This window comes from Acinetobacter rathckeae (assembly GCF_015627125.1).
Lineage (GTDB): Bacteria > Pseudomonadota > Gammaproteobacteria > Pseudomonadales > Moraxellaceae > Acinetobacter > Acinetobacter rathckeae.
In genome coordinates this window covers 101,744-116,532 of record NZ_VTDO01000005.1, presented here as the reverse complement: position 1 = coordinate 116,532, position 14,789 = coordinate 101,744, and the positions used below count along the sequence as shown (strand labels likewise).

Below are 14,789 nucleotides of genomic sequence, written 5' to 3'. Positions count from 1 at the left end.
GATTACATTGTCTTATGTCAAAAGTTGCTGTCATTTATATGGGTGGAACATTCGGCTGTGTCGGATCTCCACTCAGTCCAATGCCCCACACTGAGTTTTTACCTCAGCTACAATCCATCATTCGCCCTTACAGTACAGTCGATTTTGACTGCTACGCCGCACCAGATATTATTGACAGTAGTGCCTGCACAGCCAAAACTTGGTTACGCTTGATTCAATTTATTCAGCAATTACAACACGAAAAGCAAATCCAAAAATTTATTATTATTCATGGTACAGATACTTTAAGTTATGCCAGTGCCGTACTAACACGCTTTTTAGCACAAAGTTGCACTGTTATTTTAACAGGAAGCCAATACCCTTTACTCAACACTGACGGCTCAGCTGTACGTACCACGACAGATGCTTTAGATAACCTACGACATGCACTTGAACATATTAGCCATGTTACCAGTGGAGTACACCTAAGCTTTAATGGACAGCTATTCCATGGCCATAGTGTGATTAAATACCACACCACTGCCCTGCATGCATTTAAAGGTGTTTCAAGCACAGAACAACTTACAAAACCGCAAATCGCACATATTGTCACAGATGCAGATATTACACGTGCAGAAACACTCAACATCATGAATTTGATGCTACAACCAACTGAACAACAACAACTTCAAAAGCAACTACAACTGATTGCGACACAAGCTCCTGACTTTTTAATCTTACAAGGTTTTGGTACAGGTAATATTGCAACGAATCCACAGATTGTTCAGCACATTAAACACTTACAACAACAAAACTGTTTGGCCATACTCACCACGCAAGTCACATTTGGAAGCCTTGACCAACGCTATGCCATTAGCCAATGGGTGAAAGATGCCGATATTATGGTTTCAGACGGTATAGGCCATGCCGACTTATATGCCAAAATTTTAAAATTATATTTAACCTATCAGCACGTCAGCCAATATCGTCAACATTGGGCAGATGCAACATAGTTTGAGGTTTACATGCAACGTTATGCCATAGGAATTGAGTTTTGCGGTACACACTACCGAGGGTGGCAAACCCAACAAGCAGGTGTGGTGAGTGTACAAGAAACCTTAGAGCAGGTACTCAGTAAAGTCGCAAACCACAGCGTTATTTTACATGGTGCAGGCCGTACCGATGCAGGCGTACACGCCACCAATATGGTCGCACATTTTGATAGTCCATCTGATCGTACCGATCACGGTTGGGTTAGAGGTACAAATAGCCAACTTCCAAAAGATATTTCGGTACAGTGGATTAAACGCATGAATGATGACTTTCATGCACGTTTTAAAGCCAACTCACGGCGTTATCGTTATGTGATTTATAACGCACCGCATCGCCCTGCACTATTGCATAAGCAAGTCACCCATATACACACGCCACTCGACTTTTTAGCCATGCAACAGGCAGCGAAGAAATTTGAGGGCACACATAACTTTGAAAGTTTCCGTGCAGCAGCTTGCCAGTCCAACCAACCAATCAGACATGTTTCTCACTGTACACTGACCCAGCATGGGCCATTTATGGTATTAGACATTCAAGCAGATGGTTTTCTACATCATATGGTACGTAATATTGTTGGCTGTTTACTCGATATTGGACAACACGTCCACGATGAAGATCATATAGATACCATTTTTGCGGCACTCGACCGTAAAGCCGCTGGCATGACCGCACCTCCAGATGGGCTATATTTTATTCAAGCAGGCTACCCTGAAATATTTGATTTACCTCAAGTGGCACTTGGCCCACAATGGTTAAACTGGCCAACGTAAATACCCTGCTCATTTTATAGGTCGCAATAAGTTGCTTGCTTGTATTCTTATTGTAAGTTGTATATAATTTGCACCTTGTTATTTTATTCATTTAGGTAGGCTATGGCCAATAAAGAGGAACTGATTGAGTTCGAAGGCGTTGTCACCGAAACGCTTCCTAATACTATGTTTCGTGTTCGTTTAGAAAATGGGCATGAAGTCATTGCACACATTTCTGGTAAAATGCGTAAACATTACATTCGTATTTTAACTGGCGATAGCGTAAAAGTTGAAATGACGCCTTATGACTTAAGTAAAGGTCGTATTACTTATCGTGCGCGCTAGTCATTAGTCGAAGCAAAAAAGCCACTGCATATCATGTGGCTTTTTTTACGCCTTTATTTAGGTATTGAACGTTTGCCAGTTCGATTCTTTCGTATATGAAAAAATAAGAAAAGCCAATAATGTACTAATAGGAAAACCGAGCACTAAAAAGTAAACCAAGACCCTTGATAAAATTTTACCAAGTTATTTCCCCTTACTTACCTCGCTATATGCTTTGAAATGCATTGCAATTATAAAGGCCAAGAAACACATATAACCAATTGCCACATGACCTAATGCTTAATTCACACTGAATGACAGCACAGCAATCATGACAAAAACTATAAGATAAAAAATACCCAACCCCAAATAAAAACCGGACAACTTTTTATTTAATGAAACAAATTTCCCCTGAAACAATAAATAAAAAAATGCATGGCTCTACCTAAATATAGCCATGCATTACTAAACAAAAAAACTTGCGTTATAGAGCGTTTACAACAGCCTCGCCCATCGCTTTTGTGCCTACTTTGGTCATACCTGTAGACATAATATCTGCTGTACGTAAACCTTGGTCTAGTACTTTACCGACAGCTTGCTCAATCGCTACCGCAGCCGTTTCTTCTCTAAACGTATAACGTAGCATCATCGCTACAGACAAAATGGTTGCAAGTGGGTTAGCAATATCTTGACCTGCAATATCAGGGGCTGAACCATGACAAGGCTCGTACATGCCCTTGCCTTGTTCATCAAGTGATGCAGATGGCAACATGCCAATTGAGCCTGTAAGCATCGCCGCTTCATCAGATAAAATATCGCCAAACAAGTTGCCTGTCACAATCACATCAAATTGCTTTGGCGCACGTACCAGTTGCATTGCGGCATTGTCTACATACATATGCGACAAGTTAACATTTGGGTAACTGTCTTGCTGTACTTGAGTGACTGTTTGCTTCCAAAGTTCAGTGACTTCAAGCACATTGGCTTTATCTACTGAACACACTTTACCACCACGTAACTGTGCCATTTCAAAAGCGACTTTTGCAATACGCTTAATTTCAGATTCAGCATATACGTCTGTGTTATAGCCTTGTTTCTCACCATTTTCTAATTCACGAATACCACGAGGTTGGCCAAAGTAAATACCACCTGTGAGTTCACGTACGATCAAAATATCTAAGCCAGCAACCACTTCAGGTTTTAAGCTAGATGCATCGGCAAGTTGTGGATACAAAATTGCAGGGCGTAAATTGGCAAATAAATTGAGTTCACTTCTAATTTTAAGCAGACCACGTTCTGGACGAATTGAACGCTCAATACGATCCCATTTTGGTCCACCCACAGCACCTAACAAAATAGCATCTGCATTTTTCGCTTGCTGACTGGTGACATCAGGGTATGGACTACCATGTGCATCAATTGCAGCACCACCGAGTAAACCATGCTCCCAAGCCAAGTCTAGGTTAAATTTTTGATTCACTTCAGCCAGTACAGTTTCAGCCGCTTTAATAATTTCAGGGCCAATACCATCGCCCGCTAAAATAAGAATTTGTTTTGACATCGCATGTTCCATGGTAATATTTTATATAAAAAAGACTGATCACCTCAGTGATTTAAAGTCATTTTTTTGCTCTACAAACTCACCTAAACCTGTTAAAACATTGTATGGCTTACAAAAGACACGAATGACTCGTTGTCCTTCTAAAAGCTTGACACACAACGGGTCTGGTGTAGATAAGCTCAGTAAATTATTGTCACGCTTAATCCGATCTCTATACATACTAAATGTATAGGTTTGATTTGGTTTAAACTGATGAATCACATTAATTTTTTCAGCACGCTCTAAAGAAATTGGATAAAACCGAATCACAACTTCTTGTTGCTGTGCAGGTACGGTTAAGTACAAGTGGTTTGACTCTAAAGTCGAACTTAACTGTAAGCGAACATAGCCTTTTTGAATGGCATCATAGTCAACCAAGTGTGTGTTTTCATTTACAATGCGCACATGGCTCACACGCTCAAACTCACATGCTTTTGCACCATCGCAAAAAATTTTTACAGTACTATTATTAGGTAACGCTTGCTTTGAAACCAAATGCTTCGGTGTTGTTTGACATGCACTGAAACTCAAACAGCACATGCCAATAAACAGCATTTTAGCAATCATGTTTTTCATGGATTTAAGCCAACCTGACGGCAGTCTACTCAAAAGATGACTCATCTTAGCAAGAGTTTGTTTGGCACACCACGACTATCATTGGCTTAAGATGAAAGTGCATTAAAAATCCATGGCTTACGTTGTTTAATTTTATCTTCGTAAGCACGAATTAAATCGCCATCTTGTAAGGTTAAACCAATATCATCTAAACCGTTTAATAAACAGTGTTTACGAAATGGGTCAACTTCAAATGTAAATACCTCACCCGTACTCAAACGTACTTCTTGTGATGCAAGATCAACTGTTAAGGTATATCCCTCATTGGCTTGGCAAGATTTAATAATAAAATCAACCTGCTCTTCCGACAAAATCACAGGTAACATGCCATTTTTGAAACTATTGTTGAAAAAAATGTCGGCATAGCTTGGTGCAATCACAGTACGAAAACCGTATTCATTGAGTGCCCACGGTGCATGCTCACGACTTGAACCACAGCCAAAGTTTTTACGGGTCACTAAAATGGTTGCACCTTGGTAACGTGCTTGGTTTAACACAAAATCTGGGTTTTTCGGACGTTTATTAATGTCTTGTCCTAAATACCCTTCATCTAAATAACGAAGCTCGTCAAATAAGTTGTCGCCAAAACCTGTGCGTTTAATTGATTTTAAAAACTGCTTAGGAATAATTAAGTCGGTATCGACATTGGCACGGTCTAAAGGTGCAACAAGGCCTGTTTCAACGATATATGCTTTCACTGTGCTACTCCTTAGAATGTGCGAACATCAACAAAATGACCTGCAATCGCAGCGGCTGCTGCCATTGCTGGACTCACTAAATGCGTACGACCACCATTACCCTGACGGCCTTCAAAATTACGGTTTGAGGTTGAAGCACAATGCTCACCTGACTGTAATTTATCTGCATTCATCGCCAAACACATTGAACAACCTGGCTCACGCCATTCAAAACCTGCATCAATAAAGATTTGATGTAAACCTTCATTCTCTGCCTGTGACTTCACTAAGCCTGAGCCTGGTACAACCATCGCTTGCTTAATGGTAGGTGCGACTTTACGCCCTTTAACCACTTCTGCTGCTGCACGAATATCTTCAATACGTGAATTAGTACATGAACCAATAAACACTCGATCAAGGCAAATGTCTTGTAACGCTTGACCTGCAGTTAAACCCATATATTGGTATGAGCGAATCCAGTCGTTACGTTGCACATCATCTTTTGCTTCTTCAAGTGTAGGCACCATTTTAGACACGGGAATAACCATTTCAGGTGATGTACCCCAAGACACTTGTGGTTCAATCTCTTCACCTTGTAATACCACGACAGTATCGAAATGTGCATCATCATCTGAATGCAAGGTGTTCCAATACTCAACAGCTTTGTCCCAATCTTGACCTTTTGGTGCATATGGTCGGTTTTTCACGTATTCAATGGTTTTGTCATCTACAGCGACTAAACCAACACGTGCACCACCTTCAATGGCCATGTTACACACCGTCATACGTCCTTCTATAGACATATCACGGAATACTTGACCACCAAATTCAATGGCATGCCCCGTGCCACCTGCCGTACCAATTTTACCAATAATGGCAAGTACAACATCTTTTGATGTCACGCCCTGACCCAACTTGCCATCGACACGTACAAGCATATTTTTCATTTTTTTCTGTACTAAGCACTGCGTTGCAAGGACATGCTCCACTTCTGATGTACCAATACCATGTGCCAAACAGCCAAATGCACCATGTGTGGCAGTATGCGAGTCACCACATACCACAGTCATACCCGGCAAGGTTAAGCCTTGCTCAGGGCCAACCACATGCACAATACCCTGACGAATATCATTAATACCAAACTGCACGACATTAAAGCTTTTACAGTTATCATCTAAGGTTTGTACTTGTATACGAGAGGTATTGTCTTCAATTCCTGCAATGCCTTGCTCACGTTCTTTTTTAGAGGTTGGTACGTTATGATCTGGTGTAGCAACATTTGCCCCTAAACGCCACGGCTGACGACCTGCCAGTACAAGACCTTCAAAGGCCTGTGGTGAGGTTACTTCATGTAAAAGTTGTCTGTCGATATAGATTAAACTTGAGCCATCGTCACGTTGTTTAACTAAATGGTCATCCCATAATTTATCGTATAACGTTTTGCCTGCCATGTCGTTGTACTCCATTGGACTGGGTGCGTTTAGGTTGCTTTCACTGTATTATAACTAGAGTCTATCATAAATCTAATTTATCATTTTTATACATCATTAAACTTTTTGGAATCATTTCAGTACATTTAGTCACAGAATGAATCCTCTATTTAAAAAGCCAAGACACAACAAAAGTTGCATAAAAAAAAATAATAAGATATATGATATTGTATAAAATTATTTTTAATAAAAAGGAATAAACCATGAATCTGGCTGCTTTTGAAGCATTTGTCAAAGTCATGGAAACAGGCTCTATTTCTGTGGCAGCAGATTTACTTTTTATTACTCAGCCTGCTGTGACGAAACGTATTCATAATGTAGAGGCTTACTTTAACGTACGCTTATTTGAATCTGCTGGCCGAGGCATTCAACCCACACAAGTGGCGTATAGCTTATTGCCTCAAGTGAAAACATGGCTCAATACCCTTGGCAGTATTCATCATACATTAAGCCATGAACATGATTCTGTTCAAGGTTTACTTAAATTGGGTACAAGTCACCATATTGGACTACATCATTTACCTCACCATTTAAAACATTACGTACAGCAGTACCCTCAAGTCACGCTCGATGTAAAGTTTGTAGATTCGGAACAGGCACATGAGCAAGTACTTGCAGGTGACTTAGAAATTGCTTTTTTAACCTTACCCCCAAAACTTGATGAACGCTTGAGTTATATTTCGTTATGGGAAGATCCTCTTATTTTTGTGGCCGCACCATTCCACCCATTGGCATCAGTCAAACAACTGAGCCTTGAGCAGTTAATAACATACCCAAGCCTATTGCCTGCAGCAAAAACATATACCAGTCAAATTACTTTGGCTGAATTTGAAAAGCACAATTTACGCCCGAAAGTCAGTATGACCAACAACCCTTTAGAGTCCATTCGTATGTTGGCTTCTATTGGTTTAGGCTGGTCAGTCTTACCTCAAACACTGCTGAATGATGAGCTTGTGCGTTTAGATATTGATATTGAGCTTAAACGTACCCTAGGTATGGTCTGGCACCCCAATCGCAGTCAATCTAAAGCCACTGAAGCACTGATTCAGTTTATGCAAACACAATAATCGCCTTAAAAGCATGTCTTAAATAGCAAAACTGATGGGATAGTTTAAAGTGATATTTAATGTCATCAAAAAATATGAAAGCCAATACAAAAATCCAATCATAGTCACACGTGGCACTAAAGTAGATATTGGTTTACAAGATGAGCAATGGAAGGGCTGGTTTTTTTGCAAAACACAGAATAATAGCGGTTGGATCCCCAAACAAATCATCGACTTTCAAAGCAATACAGAGGGCTATATCAATAAAAACTATTCGGCAAAAGAATTAGATGCTGATACCAACGATATAATTGAAAAAATAGAAGAGCTCAATGGTTGGATATGGGGTATCAATAAATCGACCAAAGAAGAAGGTTGGATTCCTTTAGAGGTGCTGCAAAAGTGTATAGAAAACACATAATCTATGTGTCACATGAGCACAGAACACTTGCAAGAACCCCATTTCAAGCATGATGTCTTTAGCAAAGTGCTCTGTTTACAATAGCTTAATCCAAAACCGTTAAGCCATAGACCAATCTAAAATTGGCCATGCTTGCTCATGCGCAAGTACTGCTAAACGGTCATCAGGTGTCACAGCAAACGCATGTGTAGCATACTCTAATAAAAAACGGTCATTAAATGAATCTGAATATGCCCAACTTTCTTCAACATCTTTGCCATTAAGCCACTGCTCTAAACGCACTAACTTCCCTGCTTGAAAACACGGCGTTCCTGCCACATGGCCTGTATACACACCTGCTTTTTGTTCAGCTTGTGTGGCAATCACCTGTGTAATCCCAAAAGCATTAAAAATAGGGGTAGTAATAAAGTCGTTGGTTGCGGTAATACCCACCAACGCATGACCAAGCGATTGATGGTACTTCACCATCTCTAACCCCTGTGGTCGCATTTGAGGAACGATCACTGTTTGCATAAATCGAGCATGAATTTTTGCGAGCGTAGCCTGATCATGTTGGGTTAAAAACTCAAAGACAAACTCATTATAAGCAATTGGGTCTAATTGGCCTGTTTTGTAATCTTCATAAAACTGATCATTCATTTCACGATGACGCTTTTCATCAACCAAACCCTCTTTAATCAAAAACTCTCCCCAAGAATGATCTGAGTCGGTATTTAGTAGGGTGTGATCTAAGTCAAATAAAGCCAATTTCATGAAAACTCTCATTTAATTTGAATAATAAAGAAAAAAAATGTAAATCAATCACCGATTAAGGTCAGAAATTCGTTAAGATCATAACAATTATTTAATAAGATTCTACGGTCTTTTTTTGACAACTGTATAAAAAACGCATTTGCCCAAATCAGACCTATAAAAATCAGCACAATTACAGGTAGCCAAATGATCGACTCCGAAGGTTTCCGACCCAATGTCGGGATCATTTTGGCAAACGATAATGGACAAGTGTTATGGGCAAAACGCATTGGGCACAATGCTTGGCAATTTCCACAAGGTGGTATACAGCAAGGTGAAACTGCTGAGCAAGCCCTTTATAGAGAGCTTAGGGAAGAAGTTGGTCTACTTCCAGAACACGTCCAAATGATTGCTCAAACCAAAGGTTGGTTACGCTATCGTTTGCCACACAGATACATTCGTTCAGGATCTGAACCGATTTGTATTGGTCAGAAACAAAAATGGTTTTTATTGCGTCTCATCGCACCAACCAAATACATACAGCTAAATTTGTCACACCCACCCGAGTTTGACCAGTGGCAATGGGTCAGTTATTGGTATCCACTTGGGCAAGTCGTCAATTTTAAACGAGATGTTTACCGCAAAGCCATGCTTGAGTTATCTACGCAATTTTTGCACTAAAGTAGATCAAAAGAGACATTTTTAGTGAATGATTTTTCTGTATGATACTGTTATAACTAAAGCTACTATTACTTATTAAATGCTCGGGAGTATGCATTTATGTCGAACATGCAACTAGACACATTAAGAAGCATTGTACAAAAAATCAATGCCTCTAATGACCTGCATGAATCCTTAGATATTATGGTCAAACAAGTATCTGAGGCCATGGATGTAGATGTATGTTCGATTTATTTACTCGATGAACGAAATCAATGCTATTTGCTGATGGCAAGTAAAGGGCTCAATGTTGAATCTGTGGGCCATGTGTCATTGCAATTTGGCGAAGGGTTAGTCGGCTTAGTTGGGCAACGAGAAGAAATCGTTAATCTTGAGCGTGCATCAGAGCATGAGAAATATGCTTACTTCCCTGAAACAGGCGAAGAAATATATAACTCATTTATGGGTGTGCCCGTCATGTATCGCCGTAAAGTCATGGGTGTTTTGGTGGTGCAAAACAAAGAACGCCAAGACTTTAGTGAGGCAGCCGAGTCATTTCTAGTCACCTTGTGTGCACAACTCTCAGGGGTCATTGCCCATGCCCACGCCGTAAATAGCACCGACCTATTTCGTAAAGTGGCCAATATTTCCAACTATAAAACCTTTCAAGGGGTTGCAGGCTCTGGAGGCATTGCATTAGGTCGCGCGATTGTACTGTACCCACCTTCAGATATTTCTGCTGTACCTGAAAGAGAGGCCGAAGACATTAGCGAACAGCTCGGTTTACTTGACCAAGCAGTGCTTGTTGTACGTGAAGAGATCAAACGCCTCGATGAAAAAATGAAAGACTCACTCATGTCAGATGAGCGTGCCTTATTTAGTATTTTTTTACGTATGCTGGATGACCATGCCCTTCCGCAAGAAATTAAAGAGGAAATCCGCTCAGGTCATTGGGCTCAAGGTGCGGTACGGATTGTACTAGAACGTCATATTGCCCACTTTTCACAAATGGAAGATGATTATTTACGTGAGCGTGTCTCTGATCTCAAAGACTTAGGACGACGTATTTTAGCCTCACTGCAAGAAGCCGATGCAAGCCACAAAGAACTTAGCTCAGACAGTATTTTAATTGGCGATGAAATTAGTACAGCCGCACTGGTCGAGTTACCTGTCGACAAAATTGCAGCCATTGTTACAACAGATGGGGCTGCCAATTCACATATGGTGATTGTGGCACGGGCTTTAGGTATACCTACCGTGGTTGGTGTCACAGAATTACCCATTAGCACACTTGATGATGTAGAAATGATTGTTGATGCCTATCAAGGTAAAGTCACCATCAATCCACCACGTCGCTTGCGTCAACGCTATAAAGAAATTCAAAAAGAAGAAGAACAAATTGCTAAAGATTTAAAGCAGTACGAAACCAAAGATGCCATTACACCCGACGGCGTTGCAACACAGCTTTTAGTCAACACTGGACTGATGATTGATGTTGTCCGTGGTGTGCAACGTGGAGCGAAAGGCGTAGGTTTATACCGCAGTGAAATTCCATTTATGCTCCGTGACCGCTTCCCTGGTGAAGAAGAACAGCGCGTGATTTACCGCCAACAACTGAGCCACTTTGCAGGCAAGCCTGTCACCATGCGTACTTTAGATATTGGTGCAGATAAGGAGCTACCTTATTTTAGTATTAATGAAGCCAACTCCGCATTGGGTTGGCGTGGGCTACGTTTTACTTTAGACCACCCTGAAATTTTTTCATCACAAATTAGAGCCATGCTCAAAGCCAATATTGGTTTAAATAACTTACATATTTTATTACCAATGGTCACCAGTATTAGCGAAGTGGAAGAAGTTTTATACTTGCTAGAACGTGACTGTAAAGCCATTCAAGAAGAAGAACAGGTCAATATTACCAAGCCAAAACTGGGTATTATGGTTGAAGTACCGAGTATATTGTTCCAAATTCGTGAGTTTGCGGGCTTAGTTGACTTTTTCTCAGTCGGCTCTAATGACTTAACACAATATTTGTTGGCCGTGGATCGCAATAACCCGCATGTATCGGGCGTGTATTCTCATTTTCACCCTGCGGTATTGCGTGCCCTCAACCGCTTAGTACAAGACTGCCACCAGTACAATAAGCCAATTAGTATTTGTGGTGAAATGGCCGGTGATCCACTCTCTGCCATATTACTCATGGCCATGGGCTTTAACACCTTGTCTATGAGCTCAAGCAATATCTTACGTGTACGTAAAGCCATTTGCCATGTACCTATGCACGATGCAAAAGAACTGTTAGAGCATGTACTTACACTAGATAATCCACTGATGATTAAAAGTTGGCTAGAAAACTATTTTAAAACCCATGGTCTTGAAGATATGGTCAAAACCAATCGTTTAATTACCAGTTAACATGAGTGAATCATATATGCATAACATGCCAATGCACCCATCTTTAGGCCCACACGAATACAAAGAATTAGAACTCATGTTGGCCAACAAAAAACCATTGGCGCTATTTTATACAGACTCAGAGATGCCAGAGGAATTTACACCTTATCTCGAAAGTGGTCGTCTACACTGCACGCAATTTACCCATCATTTTTTATTTAAAGGTGAGCCTCGTGAAATCGTATATTACGTAATTTCGCATGCCCCCAATACCCCGAATGTACAGCGTTTGATTGAAGTGATAAAAATGACTTTATCTGTTGGCTTCTCTGCCCCTTTAGAGCGAGAAATTGGTCAATTACTCGGTTATGATGACGCAGACATTGAATATTATATTCAACATATAAATCGTAATACTTAAACAACTTAGCACATAAAAAAAACCGCCCTAGGGCGGTTTTTTTTACACTCTAAAATGGCTTACGCTTTCACATCAAAACGGTCTGCATTCATTACTTTTGTCCATGCTTTAACAAAGTCACGTACAAATTTTTCTTGGTTATCAAACTGACCATATACTTCCGCATAAGAACGTAAGATTGAGTTTGAACCAAAGACAAGGTCTACACGTGTTGCAGTCCATTTCACAGCACCTGTGGCACGATCACGAATTTCGTAAAGGTTTTTACCAACAGGTTTCCATGTATTACGCATGTCTGTTAAATTCACAAAGAAGTCATTGCTCAATACGCCTTCTTTATCAGTGAACACACCATGTTTAGTACCTGCATAGTTGGTACCAAGCACACGCATACCACCAATCAATACAGTCATTTCAGGTGCTGTTAAGCCAAGCAATTGTGCACGGTCAAGCAACATTTCTTCAGGTTGTACTGCATAGTCTGCTTTTAACCAGTTACGGAAACCATCATGTTTTGGCTCAAGATCTTTAAATGAATACTCATCTGTCTGCTCTTGCGTTGCATCACCACGACCCGCAACAAACGGTACAGTAATGTTTACCCCTGCATCGTGTGCTGCTTTTTCAACCGCTGCCGTACCACCAAGGACAATCAAATCAGCAATGCTTACTTTTTTGTCTAAAGATGCTTGCACACTTTCAAGTGTTGCAAGTACTTTTGCCAAACGCTCAGGCTCGTTACCTGCCCAATCTTTTTGTGGTGCTAAACGAATACGAGCACCATTTGCACCGCCACGGAAGTCTGAACCACGGTAAGTACGTGCACTGTCCCATGCAGTATTAATGAGTTCAGTTGTTGTTAAACCACTGTTCAACAATTTTTCCTTCAATGTCGCCACTTCAGCATCTGTTAAAGTGTAATCAACAGCAGGAATCGGATCTTGCCAAATTAAATCTTCCGCAGGTGCTTGATTACCTAAGTATCTAGATTTTGGTCCTAAATCTCTGTGGGTTAATTTAAACCATGCACGTGCAAACACCTCTGAGAAATAAGCAGGGTCTTTATAAAAGCGCTCAGAAATTTTACGGTATTCTGGATCAACTTTTAATGCCATATCTGCATCTGTCATAATCGGGTTACGACGAACGTTTGGATTATGTGCATCAATTGGTTTGTCTTCTTCTTTAATGTTTACAGGTTCCCACTGCGTTGCACCTGCTGGGCTCTTGGTCAATTCCCAATCATACGTAAACAAAAGATAGAAAAACTCGTTATCCCATTTGGTTGGGTTCGTTGTCCATGCACCTTCAATACCACTGACCATGGTATTCGTACCATTACCATTGCCTTGTGGGTTATGCCAACCTAAGCCTTGAAACTCAACATCTGCGCCTTCAGTATCTGCACCTAAAACCTCAGCATCACCATTACCATGTGCTTTACCTACAGTATGACCACCCGCAGTTAATGCAACAGTTTCTTCGTCGTTCATTGCCATACGGTCAAACGTTTCCCGCATGTCTTGAGCTGTTTTTAATGGATCAGATTGACCATCTACCCCTTCAGGGTTGACGTAAATCAAGCCCATTTGTACGGCAGCCAACGGGTTCTCTAAGCTTGTACGGTCTTGGTCATTTTCATAACGGTTTTCAGTTGCATCTAACCACTGACGCTCTTCACCCCAGTATATGTCTTTTTCTGGGTGCCAAATTTCTTTACGGCCACCAGCAAAACCAAAGGTTTTAAGACCAGCAACTTCATAAGCAACCGTACCTGCCAAGACAATTAAATCGCCCCAAGAGATTTTGTTCCCATATTTTTGTTTAATCGGCCAAAGTAAACGACGACCTTTGTCTGTATTTACGTTATCAGGCCAGCTGTTCAACGGCGCAAAACGTTGGTTACCTGTGTTTGCACCACCACGGCCATCTTGTTTACGGTATGTACCTGCCAAGTGCCATGCTGTGCGTACAAACATACCCACATAACTACCCCAGTCTGCTGGCCACCAGTCTTGACTTGTGTTAATTAATGCACGAATATCTGCTTTAACTGCATCAATATCTAAAGTGCTATACGCTTTAGCATAATCAAAATCAGGGTCCATCGGATCTGTTTTATGATCGTGCTGAGATAAAATATCTAAGTTAAGCGCGTTTGGCCACCAGTCTGTATTTGAGCTGGCTACGGTTGTGCTTGCACCATTTTGGTGGAATGGGCACTTTCCTGAATTAGCTTGCGTATCGTGACTCATCTAACAACTCCAATATGTTATTTAAAATCTTGATCGGTTATGTCTATAAGTTAGAAGTTTTTCATTCAAAAAGGAATCCGTTTTTATGAATGATATTTATAGGTAAACCCAATTGAAGCTAAAATGCTTTTTTAATAAAAATGTCATAGGTATCTGCATAACATACAATAATAAATCGTCATGCCATGCTGATTGAATAAAAAAGAAAATCTAAATACTCAAATCAACACACCAAAAATTTAGATGGATGATTTTATCATATCAGCATAAATAACAACCTATGACGCTTAAATATCGAAATACATACTGTTACAAAACCAGCACAACTCAATATATACCCCCCAATCACATCAGGCTAAAATTTAGCCATAAA

The 14,789-nt window shown here is 40.5% G+C and carries 14 protein-coding genes; 8 read left to right on the top strand and 6 right to left on the bottom strand.

Annotated elements, in window-relative coordinates; all coding sequences use genetic code 11:
- Positions 1-14: 14 nt before the first annotated feature.
- The 3 genes from I2F31_RS09545 to infA all read left to right on the top strand — a co-directional run bounded on the left by I2F31_RS09545 (position 15) and on the right by infA (position 2,126).
- On the top strand, positions 15-992 hold the full coding sequence (locus tag I2F31_RS09545) for an asparaginase domain-containing protein (RefSeq protein WP_195768960.1): 978 nt from the start codon (positions 15-17) through the stop codon (positions 990-992).
- 12 nt (positions 993-1,004) lie between these two features.
- Positions 1,005-1,802, top strand: coding sequence for a tRNA pseudouridine(38-40) synthase TruA (truA, locus tag I2F31_RS09540; protein WP_195768959.1), 798 nt, complete (start codon positions 1,005-1,007; stop codon positions 1,800-1,802).
- A 102-nt stretch (positions 1,803-1,904) separates the two neighbouring features.
- Complete coding sequence (gene infA, locus I2F31_RS09535; protein ID WP_004692529.1) at positions 1,905-2,126, top strand: translation initiation factor IF-1; 222 nt, start codon at positions 1,905-1,907, stop codon at positions 2,124-2,126.
- Between the two features lie 463 nt (positions 2,127-2,589).
- Here infA and leuB read toward each other — a convergent pair whose 3' ends face one another.
- From leuB to leuC, 4 genes are all read right to left on the bottom strand, one after another.
- Positions 2,590-3,666, bottom strand: a complete 1,077-nt coding sequence (gene leuB, locus I2F31_RS09530) for a 3-isopropylmalate dehydrogenase (RefSeq protein WP_195768958.1) — start codon at positions 3,664-3,666, stop codon at positions 2,590-2,592.
- A 39-nt stretch (positions 3,667-3,705) separates the two neighbouring features.
- On the bottom strand, positions 3,706-4,281 hold the full coding sequence (locus I2F31_RS09525; protein ID WP_195768957.1) for a hypothetical protein: 576 nt from the start codon (positions 4,279-4,281) through the stop codon (positions 3,706-3,708).
- A gap of 86 nt (positions 4,282-4,367) precedes the next feature.
- Entirely contained in the window at positions 4,368-5,018 is a 651-nt protein-coding gene (leuD, locus tag I2F31_RS09520) for a 3-isopropylmalate dehydratase small subunit (protein ID WP_195768956.1), read from the bottom strand.
- 11 nt (positions 5,019-5,029) lie between these two features.
- Positions 5,030-6,448: a 3-isopropylmalate dehydratase large subunit gene (leuC, locus tag I2F31_RS09515; protein WP_213014856.1), complete on the bottom strand. Its 1,419-nt coding sequence runs from the start codon at positions 6,446-6,448 to the stop codon at positions 5,030-5,032.
- Positions 6,449-6,690: 242 nt separating this feature from the next.
- Here leuC and I2F31_RS09510 point away from each other — a divergent pair, with 242 nt between their 5' ends.
- Together I2F31_RS09510 and I2F31_RS09505 are read left to right on the top strand one after the other, a co-directional pair.
- Entirely contained in the window at positions 6,691-7,554 is an 864-nt protein-coding gene (locus tag I2F31_RS09510) for a LysR family transcriptional regulator (protein WP_195768954.1), read from the top strand.
- A 49-nt stretch (positions 7,555-7,603) separates the two neighbouring features.
- Positions 7,604-7,954 carry an SH3 domain-containing protein gene (locus tag I2F31_RS09505; RefSeq protein WP_195768953.1) on the top strand — a complete coding sequence of 117 codons (351 nt, stop codon included), beginning with the start codon at positions 7,604-7,606 and terminating at the stop codon, positions 7,952-7,954.
- 99 nt (positions 7,955-8,053) lie between these two features.
- Here the strand turns inward: I2F31_RS09505 and I2F31_RS09500 are convergent, their stop codons facing one another.
- Positions 8,054-8,707 carry an HAD family hydrolase gene (locus I2F31_RS09500; RefSeq protein WP_195768952.1) on the bottom strand — a complete coding sequence of 218 codons (654 nt, stop codon included), beginning with the start codon at positions 8,705-8,707 and terminating at the stop codon, positions 8,054-8,056.
- Positions 8,708-8,893: 186 nt separating this feature from the next.
- Here I2F31_RS09500 and I2F31_RS09495 point away from each other — a divergent pair, with 186 nt between their 5' ends.
- From I2F31_RS09495 to I2F31_RS09485, 3 genes are all read left to right on the top strand, one after another.
- On the top strand, positions 8,894-9,367 hold the full coding sequence (locus tag I2F31_RS09495) for an RNA pyrophosphohydrolase (RefSeq protein ID WP_195768951.1): 474 nt from the start codon (positions 8,894-8,896) through the stop codon (positions 9,365-9,367).
- 99 nt (positions 9,368-9,466) lie between these two features.
- Positions 9,467-11,761, top strand: a complete 2,295-nt coding sequence (gene ptsP, locus I2F31_RS09490; RefSeq protein ID WP_195768950.1) for a phosphoenolpyruvate--protein phosphotransferase — start codon at positions 9,467-9,469, stop codon at positions 11,759-11,761.
- A 1-nt stretch (position 11,762) separates the two neighbouring features.
- Entirely contained in the window at positions 11,763-12,161 is a 399-nt protein-coding gene (locus I2F31_RS09485; protein WP_195768949.1) for a hypothetical protein, read from the top strand.
- A 59-nt stretch (positions 12,162-12,220) separates the two neighbouring features.
- On the opposite strand, the gene katG is transcribed toward I2F31_RS09485, so the two are convergent.
- Positions 12,221-14,416 (bottom strand): catalase/peroxidase HPI, encoded by a 2,196-nt coding sequence (gene katG / locus I2F31_RS09480; RefSeq protein ID WP_195773830.1) that lies wholly within the window; start codon positions 14,414-14,416, stop codon positions 12,221-12,223.
- Positions 14,417-14,789 lie beyond the last annotated feature (373 nt).

Excerpts from the sequence above, each read along its gene's own strand:
- leuB (WP_195768958.1), bottom strand. The coding sequence starts at position 3,666 with ATGTCAAAACAAATTCTTATTTTAGCGGGCGATGGTATTGGCCCTGAA.
- truA (WP_195768959.1), top strand. The coding sequence starts at position 1,005 with ATGCAACGTTATGCCATAGGAATTGAGTTTTGCGGTACACACTACCGA.
- katG (WP_195773830.1), bottom strand. The coding sequence starts at position 14,416 with ATGAGTCACGATACGCAAGCTAATTCAGGAAAGTGCCCATTCCACCAA.
- I2F31_RS09525 (WP_195768957.1), bottom strand. The coding sequence starts at position 4,281 with ATGAAAAACATGATTGCTAAAATGCTGTTTATTGGCATGTGCTGTTTG.
- I2F31_RS09495 (WP_195768951.1), top strand. The coding sequence starts at position 8,894 with ATGATCGACTCCGAAGGTTTCCGACCCAATGTCGGGATCATTTTGGCA.
- leuC (WP_213014856.1), bottom strand. The coding sequence starts at position 6,448 with ATGGCAGGCAAAACGTTATACGATAAATTATGGGATGACCATTTAGTT.
- I2F31_RS09500 (WP_195768952.1), bottom strand. The coding sequence starts at position 8,707 with ATGAAATTGGCTTTATTTGACTTAGATCACACCCTACTAAATACCGAC.
- I2F31_RS09485 (WP_195768949.1), top strand. The coding sequence starts at position 11,763 with ATGAGTGAATCATATATGCATAACATGCCAATGCACCCATCTTTAGGC.
- I2F31_RS09510 (WP_195768954.1), top strand. The coding sequence starts at position 6,691 with ATGAATCTGGCTGCTTTTGAAGCATTTGTCAAAGTCATGGAAACAGGC.
- I2F31_RS09545 (WP_195768960.1), top strand. The coding sequence starts at position 15 with ATGTCAAAAGTTGCTGTCATTTATATGGGTGGAACATTCGGCTGTGTC.
- ptsP (WP_195768950.1), top strand. The coding sequence starts at position 9,467 with ATGTCGAACATGCAACTAGACACATTAAGAAGCATTGTACAAAAAATC.
- infA (WP_004692529.1), top strand. The coding sequence starts at position 1,905 with ATGGCCAATAAAGAGGAACTGATTGAGTTCGAAGGCGTTGTCACCGAA.